We start from the raw sequence: 16,967 nt of genomic DNA, 5'->3' as shown, positions 1-16,967 counted from the left end.
CATGAAGTATACGATAAATGGTATATGATTAATGTATGATGCGCAATATACAATTAATTCATCCAATCTGTTTATATTTTGATTAATTTATATATTGTCTTTTTTTATTTATAATGCAGGATTGCAATTCGAAAATACGATCATACTGCCCAAACTTATAAATATTGAATAATTCCCACTATTAGAGGGGTAAAGGATGTACAGAATCGGGGTCTGACGATCCTGTAGATGCTGAGAAGGGTAAAGTGGTAATTGGTTCTAAATTGTTCCAGGAGTCTTATATTCTGGCTCATATGACTGCCATTATGCTTGAGGAAGAAGGGTATGAGGTAGATGTAAAAGAAGGCCTTGGAGACACTCTCGTAAACTATGCAGGTCTCAAACAGGGCACAGTAGATGTATATGTGGAGTATACAGGTACTGCATATAGCCAGATCCTCAAGAAACCTCCACTTGAAGTGTGGGATCCAGAAGTCGTTTATCAGGTATCTGAAGAAGGTCTCAATGCTGATGGTGTTGTCATCGTAGCGGATCTTGGCTTTGAGGGTGCATATGCACTTGCTGTAAAGGAAGACTGGGCTGAAGAGAACAATATCTACAATATCAGTGACCTTGATGAATATGCATCTGAACTGGTTATAGGAACCGATCCTGAATTTGCACAACGCGAAGACGGTCTGCCTCGAATCAATGAACTCTATGGTCTTGAGTTCAAGTCAGTCAAACCTACAGTTGCAAACATCATGTACGAAGCTATAAAGAACGATGAAGTTGATATCGTTTCAGCATACACAATAGACACCAGGAACGAAGTATTCGATCTTCGCATCCTGAATGATGATATGAACGCATTACCTCCATACGATGCGATCGTTGTGATGTCTGCAGATTTCGCAGAGGAAAACCCTGATGCTGTTTCTGCTCTTGAGGTACTTGAAGGACAGATTGACACAGACACAATGAGAAGCCTGAACTACCAGTTCGATGTTGACAAACGTGAAGCAGAGGACATCGCAAGAGATTATTTGATCGAAAACGGATTGATAGAGAGCTAATTCCTCTTCCAGTCTCTTATTTTTTTAGTATAGTGTAGAAAGTGCTTTTTTAACTGAGATCTGCTTATGCCATCCAAAAGGATATTCGACAGGATAGATTCGATCCAGCTTCGCGGTGTGACCAAAAAATATGAAGGCAGGTTTGCCATCAGTGACCTTACCCTTGATATTGAAGGCGGAGAAATGCTAATTCTCATCGGTCCCAGCGGATCAGGGAAGACCACAACACTACGTACGATCAACCGTTTAATAGAGCCGGATTCCGGTACTATTCACATAAACGGACAGGACGTCATGGAAATTGAGCAGGTTGCCCTTAGGAGGAACATTGGTTATGTTATCCAGAATATCGGCTTGTTCCCTCACATGACAATCGCTGAAAATATAGGTCTTGTTGCCAAACTTGAAGGTTGGGGTAAAGAAAAGATCAATGAGAGGGTAAGATACCTTCTGGATTTTGTTTCACTTCCATCAGAGATGTTCATGAACAGGTATCCTCACCAGTTAAGCGGAGGTCAGCAACAAAGGGTCGGGCTTGCAAGGGCACTGGTAATGGACCCGCCTCTTTTGCTTATGGATGAGCCCTTTGGAGCACTTGACCCTATCCTGAGAAAGCAGCTTCAGGAAGAGTTTTGCATTATCAGAGAAAAGCTTGGTAAGACCATTATTTTCGTGACACACGATATCGAAGAAGCTTTCAGGCTGGCGGACAGGATCGGCATTATGGACGATGCGAAACTTGTCCAGATCGGAACAGCAGAGGAGCTGATCTTCCATCCTGTGAACGAGATGGTGGCAAGTATTGTTGATACAGGAAAGAAGTTCAAACATCTCGATACCCTGAGAATAAGGGACCTTATGTCTCCTCTTGAAAATAAATACGTTCATCCTTCATCTCTTGCTGTCAGTGAGACAATAAATTCGATGATCGGGAGAGATATCGAACTTGCCGTTGTATCTAATGGTGATGAACCGATGGGTGTGGTCAGGCTTAATGACCTGATACGCCTTGGAGAAACAAATGATACCATCAGTGAACATGTTGTCAAGGTTCCATCATTTGATATTGAGGACTTTCTTGAGAATTCACTAAAGGTGCTCCATGAGAATGATCATTCAATTGCATTTGTTACAGATGGTGGCATGGTTTCCAGATTCCTTTTCCCCAATGATGTATTCAAGCAACTGGTTTGATGATCGGAGTGTGAAACGTGTTACTATCTGAACTCATGGATGTCTGGGAAACTAATTCTCTTACCACACGTACTATTGAGCATCTGACGATGTTTAGCATTGCTATTGTCATTGCTTCTATCATCGGGGTAAGCTTGGGCATCTACCTGTACAGCAGGCCCAGGATCGCTCACCCCGTACTCAATTTCCTGAACGTTGTGGAAACCATACCGGATATTCCGCTACTTGTGCTTCTCCTGCCGATATTCGGTCTTGGAGAGGAACCAACCATCGTGGCATCCATACTTTATTCACTTTTACCTATCACACGTAATACCTACACAGGCCTCAAAGAGGTTGACCAGCAGTATATCGATATAGCACATGCTATGGGACTTTCCCAGAGGGAGATCCTCCTTAAAGTGAGAATTCCCCTATCCCTGCCCATGATAGCAGGTGGATTAAGAATAGCTCTTGTCTTTACCATGGGAGTTGTGACACTTGGCGGACTTATTGCTGCAGGCGGCCTTGGAGCAGCCCTTATAGCCGGCATACAGCTCTACGATGTAGGTACCATCTTTGTGGCCGGCTTCTGGACAGGACTTCTGGCAGTCATCCTTGACGGCTTTGCCGGGACCATTGAGAAGAAACTGCAGAGGAGGTACGGTACATGGTAACCATTGAGACCATACTCGGGCACACCGGCGAACACCTTGTCCTTTTGCTTACCACACTGTTGGTCAGTATTGCCATCTCCCTCCCCCTTGCGTTCGCTTCCCTTTACAGCAAACGTATCGGTTATGTCATCATGAAGTTCGCGAACCTTGCACAGGCGGTGCCAAGCTTCGCTGTTGTTGCTATCGTGGTCCCTCTAATAGGAATTGGATTCTATCCTGCACTTATAGCCATCCTGCTGAGGGCACTTCTGCCCATCATCAAGAACACCTACATAGGCCTTTCAACGGTAGATCCTTCCATGCTTGACTACGCAGACGGCATAGGACTTAACCAGTGGCAGGTGCTTCGTTATATCCGTCTTCCAAACGCCTATCCTGCCATCTTCGCAGGCATCAAGTTTGCATCCATCCTTATCAACAGTATAGCCATCCTGACAGCCTACATCGGCAGTGGCGGACTTGGCGAGCTTATCTTTGAGGGGCTTGTAGGCTTCAACAATGAGAAGATACTTGCAGGTGCCATTCCTGCGAGACTGATAGCACTTGTACTGGATGTGATCTTTATGGCAATGGAGAAGAAGCTGGTTCCGGATTACAGGAAATGAGTTTCAAGATGTTGGGATACTTCGGTGAACACATCAATATATATTAGATATGTTTTGCTTTTTAGGACGGACAAAAATGAAAATTCGGGAAAGCGGAATGCCTGATGAAGATGTATGGAAAGGATTTTTTGAACCAGATCAGATCCTTAAAAAGCTAGGCTTAAATAACAAAGTTGTAGATGCAGCAGATTTTGGTTGTGGTTATGGAACTTTTACAATTTCGGCTGCAAATAATAACCGGAAGGGTCTACGCTATCGGCATAGAGCCAGAAATGATAGAAGTCACAGAGCAAAAGACAAAAGTGGGGGTTTTAAACAATGTTGAAACAGTGCTTCGTGATTTTATATCAGAAGGCACCGGTCTTGAAGACGAAAGCGTAGATTATGTCCTCCTCTCTCATATTTTACATGGTGCTGAACCAGAAAAGCTACTCAGAGAGGCTTACAGGATTCTGAGACCAAATGGAAAAGTAGTAATTATTCATTGGAACTACGATCCGACAACTCCAAGAGGGCCACCGATCGAAATTCGAATTAAGCCGGAACAATGCATCAAATTGGCCATATTTTCAGGATTCAAAAACCCAATGACATATGACCTTAAACCATACCATTATGGAATTGTCCTCAATAAGAGGAGATGATCAAAATGAAATTTGGAATTGTTATAAGTACAAATTAAAAACTGAATCTGTTTTACAGCTAGGGAGAACAAATTAATGGCTCTGTAGAAAACCTACTTGAACCATATTTTGAAACCTAAGACTACTGCTTCATAAGCTTTGGATGATAGCTCGCCGACTCAAGAGGTTACCTAAACTTCGCTTACAAACCGATTTTCTTTATTTTTGGTCCTTCTTTTGAGTCTTCTATGATGTAACCTAAGTCTTTTACATTATCCCTAAGTTCATCTGCCTTTTGCCAGTCTTTATTTTCCCGTGTAATTTCGCGTTCTTCTACTAATCTCATTATTTCTTCTGGGATATTTTCTTTTTTTATTTTGGAAAAGAGTCCCAAAACATCTGCAAATTGTCGATAAAGAGAATGCATTTTCTCTATGACGGACTTATTTTTCCCAGTTTCAATGTACTTATTAGCAACACGTGAGAGCTCACGGAATACTTTTATTGCTTTTGGTGTGTTAAAGTCGTCTGTTAATGCTTCTTTAAATTCCGTTTCTAGTATTGAGAGAAATTCAAGTGTTTCTTTGTCTGATGGATATTCTTTTTTGTCTGCGCTTTTTAGTGCAAACTCAAGGTTTTCGAATGTCTCTTTGAGTTTCTGATAGTTATTTATCGCATTTTCTGCAAAATTTTCTGTATAATTCAGCTGTCTTCTATAGTGAACAGACAAGAACATATATCTTACAATTTCGCCACTGTATTTTTCAATAATTTCGGGAAGCGTGAAGACGTTTCCTTTTGATTTGCTCATTTTTTCGCTGTTCACCATCAGGTGTTCGACGTGTATCCAGTAGCGGACAAATGTTTTTTCTGTTGAGCCTTCGGACTGAGCGATCTCATTTTCGTGATGTGGGAATATAAGATCAACTCCACCCGTGTGGATGTCCAGTGTGGGTCCGAATTCTTTCATTGCCATAACAGAGCATTCTGTGTGCCAGCCGGGTCTTATTTTGCCCCAGGGACTCTCATAGCATATTCCTCTTTTTATTTCTCTAGGAGTTGATGCTTTTAGGAGTACAAAATCCCGCGGGTTCTCTTTGTCATATTCATCAACGTCTACAGATGCGCCGATCTTTATTTTTTCCAGGTCTATTTTTGAGAGTTTGCCATAATCTTTGAATGATGATATCCTGAAATATATTGAGCCACCTTTTTCGTATGCCATGCCTTTTTCAATTAATTTTTTTGTTAATTCTATCATGCCATCTACGTTTTCTGTGGCTTTGGGATATACTGACGCGTACCTTATGTTTAGCATGTCAAGACCACGGAAGAATTCCTGAGTGTATTTTTCTGTAAAATTCTTAAGTGACATACCTGCTTTCTTTGAGTCCCTTATGGTTTTGTCATCTATGTCTGTGATGTTCATTACAAGTTTTACTTTATAGCCCAAATATTCAAGCGTTCTTACAATGTTGTCAGTCATTAAAAAAGTTCTATAGTTCCCGATATGGGGCGTGCTATAGACTGTAGGACCACATGCGTAAATTGAAACTTCACCATCTTTTATTGGTTTGAAAATCTCTTTTTTTCTTGTCAGGGTATTGTATATTTTTAGCATTCGAATCACTATTGGGTATTATAGCACATTTGAGATCGTGGTCATCAGAAAATTTTCCAATTTTTCTTTAATTTCAGAAATAATTTCTTCTGCAAACTTTTTTAATTAATATAAAGTCCTGGAAAAGAATGATCTAAATATTAATTTAAAAAATAGGAAGGGATCATACTTTTGTCCTTAATTTCGAACAGAGAAATGTATTCCCCCTTAGCCTTGTCATCACTTTGCCGCTTCTTTGAGACGCTTTAATATATCGTCTGTGGTCACAACCTCTGTGGCGATAAGGCCATAGTTGGTGTAAGCAGCCTGTGTAGCCTCAGGACCCGGGCCTGTGGTGGCATCCTTGACAACTAGAACATCAAACCCATTCTCGATGGCATCCCTGAGATGGGATTCAACACAGAGATTTGCAGACATTCCGGCCAGGATAATGGTGTGAACATCCCTTTGTCTTAGCTGTATCCCTATATCCCCGGTCCAGAAGTTGCTCAGGGCCTTATGGGGCGAAAGGACAACGGTATTCTCATCAGGCTGTAGCTGAGGATGGAACTCTGCACCCCAGCCTCCTTTTCTGAACATCTTTCGCTCGAACATTAGCTTGTCTATGGGATTGAGATGAGACCAGCTTTCAAACTCCTCGTCTGAGTAGTAATGGGGAGAATAGAAGACCGGCATACCAACATCCTTTGCCATGGCCTTAAGCTCAACTAAATGCTCTACAACTTTTGTTTCTTTAACTCCATCTCCAACAAGATCTCATACGACTCCCTCCTCTGACAGGAAATCGTTCTGAGGATCTACGATTATCAAAGCTGTTCTCTTCAAGTCTATTTCATCACTAATATTAATACCCCCATATTAATCACTCCTCGTGGGCCTCCTTGATCTGCTCGGGAGTGAACTTGTTTAACGCGATTGCCCGTGCTTTACTACGCAGAGACTCGGGAACAATTTTTAGAGCTTCTGATTCATTTTCAGCTTCTAAAATAACCCAGCCTGTGTGTACGTCAACCATGCAACCGAAATCATACTGTTCTAATACGTCAGCTCCCATTGCGAGCATTTCATCCAACGCTTCCAAACACCCTTCTGGAGTGTGTGGTGATTCCACTAGATATTTTGTCATGATTTTTGCCTCCACTCTCTTTAAATTGTATTGGTTTTAGCAACCAATAATACCCCAATGTATCATAATTAACTGGAACATTTTACCTTATATAGTTATGTGTTCAGTTTCATAATTTGAAATCTAATAGCGCCTCCCCTACATGAAAATTTAACATCGATAGTTTATCAATCCTGGTATTTTGTTTAAGTTACCAGAGTATGATTATAACTCACTGATAAATTCCAGGGCGGAAACATTTCGCACTATTTTAAGTATCATCAATTCTGTTATGGATGACGGAGTTGCACTACAATGGATGTCCCTCAACTTATCAATGTTATCCGTTCCTCGCGCAGGTATGAAGGCCAAATGGTCCATGTTGAGACCATTCCTTCAAAAGAGCCGGAATATGGCGAGGTTTCACTGAAACCGTTGATAACGTACGCTCTCAGCGAAATGGGTATTGAGAAACTTTACACTCACCAGACAGAGGCCATCGGGACAGTAAAAAGAGGCGAGCACCTTGCCCTTTCCACCAGTACAGCAAGTGGTAAATCCCTGTGCTATATGCTTCCCATCTTTGAGAAATTGATGGAAGATTCCAATGCAACTGCCCTTTATATTTCACCTTTGAACGCACTGGTCAATGACCAGCTTGATACATTTCAGAATTTCCGCGATCTCATGGGTATTGATATGAACATCAACAGGTTCATCGGTACCATGTCCTCCGAGGAAAAATCTGCGGTGAAATACGGAAATCCCAGAATACTTTTCACAAATCCGGAAATGCTCCATTTGAGCTTCCTGCAATGGAAACACCAGTGGAAGAAATTCCTTTCTAACCTGAAGTTCATCGTTCTTGATGAGAGTCATTCCTACAGCGGTGTCATGGGAAGTAATATGGCAAATCTGCTTCGGAGGCTTAATCGTGTTTGTGATCATTACGGATCTAAACCACAGTACATCTGCTGTACAGCTACCATTGGAAATCCTACAGAACACACTTCTGCTTTGATAGGTAAAGATGTGACACTGGTCAATAAAGATGGTTCTGGCAGTGGAATGCAGAAGTTCATTTTCTGGAATCCTCCTCTTTATACTCGTTCACGCTCCAGCAATTTCACTCTCCGGAAAGCAAGTTTTGGTGAGACCGTCGATCTCTTCACAACCTTTGTGCAGAATGACCTCCAGACCATTGTGTTTGCAAGATCAAGGCAGAAAGTTGAAAGGATGTATGTAGAAGCAAAGAACAGACTTGAGCAGAGAGGCGAACAAAAAATCATCAGTCCGTACAGGGGTGGCTATCACGGTAATGAACGTGAAGCGATTGAGAAGGGGCTCTCAAGCGGGAATGTTGCAGGTGTCATCTCTACTATGGCTCTCGAACTTGGTATCGATATAGGTGGTCTGGACGCCTGTATAATGGATGGTTTTCCGGGGACCATAATGAGTGCTAGGCAGCAATCCGGACGAGCAGGACGTGGAAGTCAGGAGAGTGTTGTTGCCCTTGTAGCTGATTCCAATGCTCTTGACCAGTACTATATGAGAAATCCAACTGACCTTTTCAAAAAAGAATGTGAAGAGGCTGTGATCAATGTTTCCAATCGTTATATTCAAGCCGGCCATCTGCTCTGTGCAGCAAGGGAACTGGCATTAAGGCCGGAAGATGAGAAGTATTTCGGCAGTGATTTTGCCGAGATAATGACAGTACTTGAAGAAGAGGGATTGCTAGAAGGCGATCGCGAAAAACTTTGTACGGACGGCAAGGCTCACATGCGTGTGTCCATCAGGGGAATTGATGGCGATGGCTACACCATTTTTGAGAAAGGAAGCCGTGCTCCCCTGGAAAAGGATATTGGCAGGCTAAGGGCATACAGGGAGGCTTTCAAGGGTGCTGTCTACATCAACAAAGGCACTCCTTATTCTGTTACTGAACTTGACCATGAGAAACAGATCATCCGGGTGGAGAAAGCAAAGGATGGCTATTACACAAGGTCACAGGTAGCTTCAGACATACAGATAGCGGATGTGATAGATACGAAGCCTCTTCAGACCTGTGATGGTGTCACTGTTGGCTTTGGTGATGTTGACGTCACCCAACAGGTGACCGGCTTCAAGAGGTTCATGCAGCGTACTGATGAGGAGCTTGGACAATTTTCCCTCACAATGCCGAAGTTTAGTCTTGAGACCGAAGCCCTCTGGCTTGAGCTTCCTGAATATCTTGCCGATCTGGTGGAAAAGTATGAAAGGGATTTCAATGGCGGTATCCATGCTATCGAGCATGCAATTATAGCAATGTATCCGCTTCACCTTCTTGCTGACAGGAACGATGTGGGCGGGGTTTCCACTCCTGAACATACTGACCTGAACAAGAAGAGCGGGATCTTCGTTTATGATGGTCATGCCGGTGGTGTCGGGTATGCAGAAGCAGGCTATGGCAGGATCGTCGAAATGCTCGAGGTTACACTGAAAGCTATAGAGAGCTGCCCCTGCAAGGATGGATGCCCAAGCTGTATACAGTCCCCGAAGTGTGGTAATAACAATAATCCTCTGGATAAGGATGCAGCAATAATGATCCTCAGGAAGATGCTTGGCAAACCTGAATACATCCCGAAGAGGAAGCACCTGTCTGAGATCTCAAAGCAGAGGTCAGGATCTCCTGCTTTGAACAGACAGAATGAGAAGAAAGACCAGAACGATGCTGCTGATGCATTGAACAGAGCAAGAAGAAAGCTTAAGCGTCAGGGATCAGGATCAGCTGCCGAGTGGGTAAAAATGGGGATTGCTGCCGGAAGGGATGAGAAGGACCACAAAAAAGCATGTGATTGCTTTGACAGGGCTCTTCAACTGGATCCGGATAATAGTTCAGCACTTTTGAACAAAGGTGTCACATACATAATGATGGGAAAGTATACTCTTGCATTGCAATGCTTTAACAGGCTCCTGGATCTTGGTTATGGAACTAGCCCGATGGTCTGGAAGAACAAGGGTACAGCTTTAAGATTGCTTGGGGACCGTACCGGTGCAATTGAGGCATACAATGAAGCCCTCAGGATAAAGCCGGATGATGCCGGAACAAAACAGATGAGGGAAAAGTTAAGGGAAGCTGATAATGCTCTCTACGGTCGCGATGAACTGTGATCGAAAGAACCGATTGTTGAATATATTCAATTAAAAGTGTATGAAAGATTGAGTATGTGATATAGAAATTGATTTTTAAAAAAATTGAAGTTAAATTTAAGAAAAAGAGATGTAAGAAAGAGATGTTCAGGCGAACATCTCATTCACAGCTTCCACAAGGTCGTGGAGCCTTTCTACAGGGATTCCTATGATCATTTCGTCATCAGCGATGTTTGCGAATTTCCTGCTTCCTCCGCATCCGACTGTTACACTGATCTTACCTTCCTTGTATGGAAGAGCAACGCCGTCTGCACAGACACTCTGGATACCTGCAAAGCTTGCTTCTACCCTGCCACCGAACTTGAAGAGCAATGCCTGGGAAAGCTGCATGACCTGTTTTGGTGAGGTTACGATAACGACAACATCAGGATTGAAAGTTGCTGTCTCAAGTGGTCCGTATACGACTGCTTTTGTGGTTCCTGCTTCTACCTTTGTTACCTTTTCCATTGTACGTCTTGCTGCATTGATGGTGCTGAAACGCTTGAGGTTATAGTAGGTGTCACCGATAGCCAGCTTGTGTGGCATTTCCTGCAAGCCCATTACTGAAGATCCACCCTTACACATCTGGTCATCTGCTAGGGAATAGAACTGCTTACCGGTCTTCCTGACAGTGTCTACCATCTGGCAGTGTCTTGTGGTCTCATCAATTCTTTCGATACCTTCAGGGATATCATGACCTTCCGGAATAAGTGAGACTGCAACAGGTTTTGTCTTGAGGTTGAGCTTTTCGGTCAACTGCTTTCCAAATTCATTTATTTCCTTGATGTCCATTTTGATCACTCTGTATTATATTCGATATGACTGCTTATAACAACTTTCTCTTTGTTAGCAGTGCTTTTGATAGTCACTAATACGGTTTATTTCGGTTGTGTTATAAGTGTACACAACTGATTTTATATAAGCTTTGCTATTTAACAATTCTGGAAAAATGAGGGTTACTTCTCTTTTTCATGCAATTTCATTTTATTAACATTCATAAAAAAACTAAGACAAAGGATAAGATAAAATTTATGATCTCATCCAGTCATTCCATGCAACGGCTTTCATTTCCAGAATATTAGTGATGTCCACAAGTTGTTCTTCAGGAATACCTACAACCATCTCATTGTCCTTGAGTCCTGCATTCTTAGCAGCACCATCGCATCCGATGGAAATGTTAACTTCTCCTGTGGTGTAAGGTGAACCGGTAGCATCAGCACATGTGGACTGGATACCAGCAAAGTTTGCATTCATACGGCCACCACGTCTGTAGATAACAGAATGTGCGATCCTTCTGGCTACAAGTGTGTTTCCGATCACTATAATAATATCAGGTTTTGTTGGTGTGCTGTCCAGTGGAGCAACGATGGTAGCAACGGTTGATCCGGGTTCAGGTCTTGGCATTTTGTCTACAACACGCTTGGCTACACTAAGGGATATTTCCTTTCCAAGTTTATCAAAATACAGTTCTCCACTTTTGATCTTGTCAGGATAGTCCTGCAATCCTATGGCTGCAGCACCACCTTTGCAGGCATGCTCATCCATAGTAGCAAAAGTGACCTTATTATCGAACCTGGCATCCTGAAGCATCTGACAATATCTTCTTGGTACTTCGGTCTTTACCAGACCTTCTGGAATGTCCTTTTCTCTCTTTAACAATGATATTGCCACTGGTTTTCCATTAAGTTCCAGTGCCTCAATAAGCTTCTCACTCATTTTCGCATAATCCACGTTTATACCTCTAAATTTTTACTTTTATCGAGGATGAAATTTCATTTACCTCTTATCATTAAACAGAATATAATCTCTCATAGGTGTGTAAATATATATTCATTTCCCGCAATGTTTATATATTTACTCTCATTTGTGTTATATACAATAAAGAAAAAATGTAAACGAGGAGATAATATGAAGATATGTGTAACAGCTACAGATAAAGATATTAATGCAGCAATGGATTCACGTTTTGGAAGATGCCCGTACTTTGTTCTTGTCGATCCGGAAACAATGGAATTCAAAGCAGTTGATAACGCGGCAGCTTCTGCATCTGGCGGAGCAGGAATACAGGCTGCCCAGATCATTTCTGACAAAGGAATCAATGTTCTCCTTACCGGCAAAGTTGGTCCTAATGCCTTTCCGATCCTTTCCGCAGCTGGAATTAAGGTAATGGCAGGAGCTAATGGTTCAATTACCGATGCGATCGCCCAGTACAAAGAAGGTAAGTTACAGGAAACATCTGCCCCCACAGCAGAAGCACATGCATCTATGGCTGCACCCGGTCGGGGAATGGGGGGACGTGGTAGGTCCGGAGGAGCCGGCAGAGGTATGGGAGGTGGCGGCGGATCCGGTAGTAATGGAGGAATGAATCGCTAAAATGTCTTTGGAACATATTCAGTTAATGTAAAGGTGGACTATTAACTAAAAAATAGGTTCACAGAAAATCAAAGAGATAAAATAAGCTATGAAAAGCCTGAACTGACATATTGTTCAGTTTCAGGCTATATTTTCATTAATATTACATCGTGCGTTTTACCGCAAGCATCCTGTCAAGTGCCTCTTTTGCTTTGAGCCTTGTATCTTCAGGCACGGTGATCACATATTCCATGTTCACAAGTGCATTAAGCACTGATTCGAGGGTAGTGATCTTCATGTTAGGGCAGATCGTAAATTCGGACAGGTAATAGAACTTCTTATTAGGGTTCTCTTTCCTTAGCCTGTGGAGCAGCCCATTCTCAGTACCAATGATGAACTCTTTCGCATCCGAGCTTTTAGCATAGTTGAGTATACCGGTAGTGCTTAAGACCTCATCTGCAAGGTCAAGGACCTCTGTCCTGCATTCCGGGTGTGCGAGGAACAGGGCATCAGGATGCTCTTCTTTTGCCTTGATGACATCATCTGCACGCATCTGGTGATGGGTTGGGCAGAAGCCTTCCCATGTAATGATCTTCTTGTCGGTGAAATGTGAAACGTAAGTCCCGAGGTTCTTGTCAGGGACAAAGATGATCTCATCCTCTTCAAGGGAGTTCACTACATCAATTGCATTTGCGGATGTACAGCAGATATCGCTCTGGGCCTTGATCTCGGCAGAGGAGTTCACATAACAGACCACCGCTGCATCGGGGTGCTCCTGCTTTACATCGTCCAGGGAGATCACATCGACCATCTCGGCCATCGGACAGCCTGCATCTTTTTCAGGTAGAAGTACGGTCTTTTCCGGGCTGAGTATTGCAGCGCTTTCAGCCATAAAGTCTACGCCACAAAATACGATCACATCGGCATTGGTAGCGACGGCCTGCTGGCTAAGCCCAAGTGAATCTCCTGTAAAATCTGCAATGTCCTGTACTTCGGGACGCTGGTAATTGTGGGCGAGGATAACCGCATTATGTTCAGCTTTCAGGGTATTTATCCTGTCAATTATATCTTTCATTTCCTGCATATTCTCACCACATCATAATTTATATTATATAGAACACTAAACTTCTTGAATAGTTATGAGGATAATTATACCAAATTGTGCTTTTTCGTTTTTATAAATATGGGTAGCATTTATGGATGTTATATTTAAGTATGTTAACGGCGTTAACTAACCGGCTGACACTTTAAGTAGTTTGCGCCAACATGAAAATATTGGAAAAAGTATTAATCTAATAATTGCGCATTTTGTTATGGGAGTTAAAAAATGGTTGAAACAACTATAAAAGTAGAAGGTATGTCCTGTGGACATTGCCAGATGGCGGTTACAAAAGCAATATCAGGAGTTGAAGGTGTATCTTCTGTTGAGGTCGATCTTGAAAAAGGAGAAGCAAATGTTTCCTATGATCCAAAAACAGCAGATCTTGATACAATTAAAAAAGCAGTCAATGATGCAGGATACAAGGCATGACCTTGCTTGATATTACCTTGATCCTATAAACTTTAGCTTTTGATACCTGACAGCACTAAAAGTGTTGATTGAAAGACAAATGGATAAACAAACAAACCTAATTATTTTTATTCTTTTGGTGTGATAATATGAAAGTCACGATCTATGTCCATGGAATGACCTGTATGCATTGCCATGACAGAGTTACAAAAGCAATATCTTCTCTTGAAGGTGTGGAAGATGTAGAGGTAAACCTTGAGGAGAACAATGCTACTGTTAGTTTTGATCCTGAAAAAGTGACCCTTAATGAGATCAGGCAGGCAGTCGAAGATGCCGGCTATGAGACAGACAAAGGCAGCGATTCAGATGATACAGCAGAAACACTTGCAGAAAGTTCAATTGAAACTTCAACTAAGGCTACAACTGAAACCACAACAGAAGAGAAGGCAGGAGAGACCGCTGAAGTACCCACTGATTCCACATTGAAAGTTACAGGTATGACGTGTGCAGCCTGTGCATTGCGCATAGAGGATGCGTTGAAGAAACAGCCCGGTGTCCTTTCGGCGACTGTCAATCTTCCGCTTGAAAAAGCATCCGTGACGTATGACCCGAATCTGATAAACACTAACAGACTTGAAGAAACGATCGTAGATACAGGCTATGGCGTACTGAAGGATGAGGTCAACTTTGATGTAGGAGGAATGACATGTGCCGCCTGTGCAAATAACATCGAACGTGCTCTCCGCAAGCTTGATGGTGTAAGCAGTGCCAGTGTGAATTTCCCAATGTCAAGTGCACATGCTGAATATGATTCCTCAAAGGTTTCTGTAGCTGAGATGCTTAAAGCAATAGATAATATTGGTTATACTGCATCCATTAAGAAGGAGGGCAGACCCGCTGATCGCGAACAGGCTGCAAGGGACCTTGAAATCACTCACCAGAGAAACAATCTGCTTATTGCTTTCCTGTTGACAATTCCGATAATGCTTGGTGGAATGAGTGCCGGGTTCCCACAGTATCTTTATTTTGTGCCTCCTATCCTTGCTGACAGAGGTGTACTTTTTGTTCTTACTACCATAGTAATGGCTTTCCCCGGAAGACAGTACTTTGTTGGTGCATACAAAGGGCTCCTACACGGTTCTGCTGATATGAACCTTCTTATTGCAACTGGTACTGGTGCTGCTTACACGATCAGTGTTGTGACAGGAGTCATTGATCTTGGTCCAGGATACCAACATACTTTCTTCGATACAGCTGCAATGCTGATCACCTTCATAACCTTTGGACGTTACATTGAAGCAAAGGCAAGAGGCAGAACATCTGAAGCCATCAGGAAGCTCATCGGATTACAGGCAAGGACAGCCAGGGTTATCAGAAATGGAGAGGAGACCGAAGTAGCTGTGGAAGATGTGGTCACAGGGGATATTGTTGTTGTCAGACCGGGAGAGAAGCTACCAGTGGATGGTATCGTTACTGAAGGTTCATCTTCCATTGACGAGTCAATGATCACCGGTGAGAGCATTCCGGTTGAGAAGAATATTGGTGACCAGGTCATCGGTGCTACTGTAAACGGTACTGGTTCTTTCAGGTTCGAGGCTACCAAAGTAGGTGCTGATACTGCACTTTCACAGATAATCAAGCTGGTAGAAGATGCACAGACATCCAAAGCACCGATCCAGAGAATAGCTGACTTTGTTGCCGGTCGCTTCATTGTCGCAGTTATAATAATTGCTTTGCTTTCATTCCTGTTCTGGCTCTTTATCGGATACAACATGTTCGACGTTGCACAGTATTCTGTTATCACAAGTCCCTTCCTGTTCTCTCTTCTGATCGGGATAACGGTCCTTGTTATATCCTGTCCCTGTGCTGTGGGACTTGCAACTCCGGTAGCCATAATGGTAGGTACCGGCAAGGGAGCCGAAAATGGTATACTTATCAAGGGCGGTGAAGCACTTGAGGTCAGCCGCAAGATCAATACTATCATATTTGACAAGACAGGTACGCTGACAGAAGGAAAACCTGTACTAACTGATATTGTCGCTTTTGGCGGACACACAGAAGATGATGTACTTTCCCTTGCAGCTACTGCAGAAAAGGGATCAGAACATCCTCTGGGTGAAGCTATCGTGAACGCTGCTGTGGACAATAACGTCCCCATACTGGATGTATCATCCTTTGATTCCATCCCGGGACATGGCGTAAAAGCAGTTATCAAAGAGCATAAGGTACTACTTGGTACCCGAAAGCTCATGGCTGACAGCAATGTTGACGTATCTTCCCTTACCGGCAAGCTTGAAGAACTTGAACATCAGGGTAAGACCGCTATGCTGGTCTCGGTTGATGGCAATGCAACTGGTATCGTCGCGGTAGCAGATACTCTCAAGGCAAATTCCATAGAAGCTGTTTCCAGGCTCAAGGAAATGGGACTTGAGGTTGTGATGATCACAGGAGATAACAGCAGGACCGCATCAGCTATTGCATCTAAAGCGGGTATTGATCGCGTTCTTTCTGAGGTGTTACCCGAAGACAAAGCCGCTGAGGTCAAGAAACTTCAGGATGAAGGAAAGACCGTTGCAATGGTCGGTGACGGTATCAATGATGCACCTGCACTTACCCAGGCGGAAGTAGGGATCGCCATGGGAGCCGGTACAGATGTGGCTATTGAGTCAGCACAGATCGTCCTTATCAGGAACGACCTGCTTGATGTAGTAGCTTCCCTGCGCTTAAGCCGCCTGACCATGAGAAAGATAAAGCAGAACCTGTTCTGGGCCTTTGGGTACAACAGCCTTGGTATCCCGATCGCTGCAGGTTTCCTTTATCCGGTATTTCATCAGGTACTTGTCACTCCTGCAATGGCAGCAGCTTTCATGGCAATGAGCTCGGTATCTGTTGTGACGAATTCACTGCTGATGAAAAGAAGCAGAATAAAATGATGGAATATCAGTTAATCGATTGGTTGATAGATCATTAGTTAATTGATTGATCTACCAAACGATCAACTGATTATCAGCAATTAATTAAGTAAGTGGCATGTTCTAAGCATGCTACTCTTTTTTTTCTTAATTTGATAACTACGAATCA

The 16,967-nt window shown here is 42.9% G+C and carries 13 protein-coding genes and 2 pseudogenes; 9 read left to right on the top strand and 6 right to left on the bottom strand.

Annotation, left to right across the window (positions count from 1 at the left end; translation table 11 throughout):
• Positions 1–245: 245 nt before the first annotated feature.
• From J7W08_RS03955 to J7W08_RS03930, 5 genes and pseudogenes are all read left to right on the top strand, one after another.
• Positions 246–1,055 (top strand): glycine betaine ABC transporter substrate-binding protein, encoded by an 810-nt coding sequence (locus J7W08_RS03955; protein ID WP_259370116.1) that lies wholly within the window; start codon positions 246–248, stop codon positions 1,053–1,055.
• Between the two features lie 66 nt (positions 1,056–1,121).
• The gene (locus J7W08_RS03950) at positions 1,122–2,249 is read left to right on the top strand and encodes an ABC transporter ATP-binding protein (protein WP_233085344.1); all 1,128 of its coding nucleotides are present in this window, start codon (positions 1,122–1,124) and stop codon (positions 2,247–2,249) included.
• Positions 2,250–2,266: 17 nt separating this feature from the next.
• Positions 2,267–2,905 (top strand): ABC transporter permease, encoded by a 639-nt coding sequence (locus J7W08_RS03945; RefSeq protein WP_233085343.1) that lies wholly within the window; start codon positions 2,267–2,269, stop codon positions 2,903–2,905.
• On the top strand, positions 2,899–3,510 hold the full coding sequence (locus J7W08_RS03940; RefSeq protein WP_233085342.1) for an ABC transporter permease: 612 nt from the start codon (positions 2,899–2,901) through the stop codon (positions 3,508–3,510). The genes J7W08_RS03945 and J7W08_RS03940 overlap by 7 nt, the downstream gene beginning before the upstream one ends.
• Positions 3,511–3,586: 76 nt before the next feature.
• Positions 3,587–4,154, top strand: a pseudogene (locus J7W08_RS03930) (class I SAM-dependent methyltransferase).
• A gap of 181 nt (positions 4,155–4,335) precedes the next feature.
• Here the strand turns inward: J7W08_RS03930 and cysS are convergent.
• The 3 genes and pseudogenes from cysS to J7W08_RS03915 all read right to left on the bottom strand — a co-directional run bounded on the left by cysS (position 4,336) and on the right by J7W08_RS03915 (position 6,880).
• Positions 4,336–5,754, bottom strand: coding sequence for a cysteine--tRNA ligase (cysS, locus tag J7W08_RS03925; protein WP_233085339.1), 1,419 nt, complete (start codon positions 5,752–5,754; stop codon positions 4,336–4,338).
• Positions 5,755–5,973: 219 nt separating this feature from the next.
• A pseudogene (locus J7W08_RS03920) lies at positions 5,974–6,471 on the bottom strand (cysteine hydrolase family protein); the annotation flags it as partial.
• A gap of 145 nt (positions 6,472–6,616) precedes the next feature.
• On the bottom strand, positions 6,617–6,880 hold the full coding sequence (locus J7W08_RS03915; RefSeq protein ID WP_233085337.1) for a hypothetical protein: 264 nt from the start codon (positions 6,878–6,880) through the stop codon (positions 6,617–6,619).
• Between the two features lie 294 nt (positions 6,881–7,174).
• Between J7W08_RS03915 and J7W08_RS03910 the strand changes: the two genes are divergently transcribed.
• Positions 7,175–10,006, top strand: a complete 2,832-nt coding sequence (locus tag J7W08_RS03910) for a DEAD/DEAH box helicase (RefSeq protein ID WP_233085336.1) — start codon at positions 7,175–7,177, stop codon at positions 10,004–10,006.
• 126 nt (positions 10,007–10,132) lie between these two features.
• On the opposite strand, the gene J7W08_RS03905 is transcribed toward J7W08_RS03910, so the two are convergent.
• Both J7W08_RS03905 and J7W08_RS03900 read right to left on the bottom strand, forming a co-directional pair.
• Positions 10,133–10,816, bottom strand: a complete 684-nt coding sequence (locus J7W08_RS03905; RefSeq protein WP_233085335.1) for a DUF169 domain-containing protein — start codon at positions 10,814–10,816, stop codon at positions 10,133–10,135.
• Between the two features lie 237 nt (positions 10,817–11,053).
• Complete coding sequence (locus J7W08_RS03900) at positions 11,054–11,740, bottom strand: DUF169 domain-containing protein (RefSeq protein ID WP_233085334.1); 687 nt, start codon at positions 11,738–11,740, stop codon at positions 11,054–11,056.
• Between the two features lie 192 nt (positions 11,741–11,932).
• Here J7W08_RS03900 and J7W08_RS03895 point away from each other — a divergent pair, with 192 nt between their 5' ends.
• Entirely contained in the window at positions 11,933–12,397 is a 465-nt protein-coding gene (locus J7W08_RS03895; protein ID WP_233085333.1) for a NifB/NifX family molybdenum-iron cluster-binding protein, read from the top strand.
• A gap of 142 nt (positions 12,398–12,539) precedes the next feature.
• Here J7W08_RS03895 and nadA read toward each other — a convergent pair whose 3' ends face one another.
• Positions 12,540–13,460, bottom strand: a complete 921-nt coding sequence (nadA, locus tag J7W08_RS03890) for a quinolinate synthase NadA (protein ID WP_233085332.1) — start codon at positions 13,458–13,460, stop codon at positions 12,540–12,542.
• 243 nt (positions 13,461–13,703) lie between these two features.
• On the opposite strand from nadA, the gene J7W08_RS03885 reads away from it, so the two are divergent.
• A complete protein-coding gene (locus J7W08_RS03885) occupies positions 13,704–13,907 on the top strand; it encodes a heavy-metal-associated domain-containing protein (RefSeq protein ID WP_233085331.1) in 204 nt (67 codons plus the stop codon).
• Between the two features lie 128 nt (positions 13,908–14,035).
• Entirely contained in the window at positions 14,036–16,819 is a 2,784-nt protein-coding gene (locus J7W08_RS03880) for a heavy metal translocating P-type ATPase (RefSeq protein ID WP_233085330.1), read from the top strand.
• The last annotated feature ends 148 nt before the right edge of the window (positions 16,820–16,967 follow it).

The organism is Methanococcoides orientis, assembly GCF_021184045.1.
Taxonomy (GTDB): Archaea; Halobacteriota; Methanosarcinia; order Methanosarcinales; family Methanosarcinaceae; genus Methanococcoides; species Methanococcoides orientis.
The sequence above is the reverse complement of the archived record's forward strand: the minus strand, read 5'-3'. Positions and strand labels throughout refer to the sequence as shown.

Bases quoted from the DNA above. Each gene is read 5' to 3' on its own strand.
- J7W08_RS03885 (WP_233085331.1), top strand. From the start codon at position 13,704: ATGGTTGAAACAACTATAAAAGTAGAAGGTATGTCCTGTGGACATTGC.
- J7W08_RS03915 (WP_233085337.1), bottom strand. From the start codon at position 6,880: ATGACAAAATATCTAGTGGAATCACCACACACTCCAGAAGGGTGTTTG.
- cysS (WP_233085339.1), bottom strand. From the start codon at position 5,754: ATGCTAAAAATATACAATACCCTGACAAGAAAAAAAGAGATTTTCAAA.
- J7W08_RS03880 (WP_233085330.1), top strand. From the start codon at position 14,036: ATGAAAGTCACGATCTATGTCCATGGAATGACCTGTATGCATTGCCAT.
- nadA (WP_233085332.1), bottom strand. From the start codon at position 13,460: ATGCAGGAAATGAAAGATATAATTGACAGGATAAATACCCTGAAAGCT.
- J7W08_RS03900 (WP_233085334.1), bottom strand. From the start codon at position 11,740: ATGAGTGAGAAGCTTATTGAGGCACTGGAACTTAATGGAAAACCAGTG.
- J7W08_RS03940 (WP_233085342.1), top strand. From the start codon at position 2,899: ATGGTAACCATTGAGACCATACTCGGGCACACCGGCGAACACCTTGTC.
- J7W08_RS03950 (WP_233085344.1), top strand. From the start codon at position 1,122: ATGCCATCCAAAAGGATATTCGACAGGATAGATTCGATCCAGCTTCGC.
- J7W08_RS03895 (WP_233085333.1), top strand. From the start codon at position 11,933: ATGAAGATATGTGTAACAGCTACAGATAAAGATATTAATGCAGCAATG.
- J7W08_RS03905 (WP_233085335.1), bottom strand. From the start codon at position 10,816: ATGGACATCAAGGAAATAAATGAATTTGGAAAGCAGTTGACCGAAAAG.
- J7W08_RS03910 (WP_233085336.1), top strand. From the start codon at position 7,175: ATGGATGTCCCTCAACTTATCAATGTTATCCGTTCCTCGCGCAGGTAT.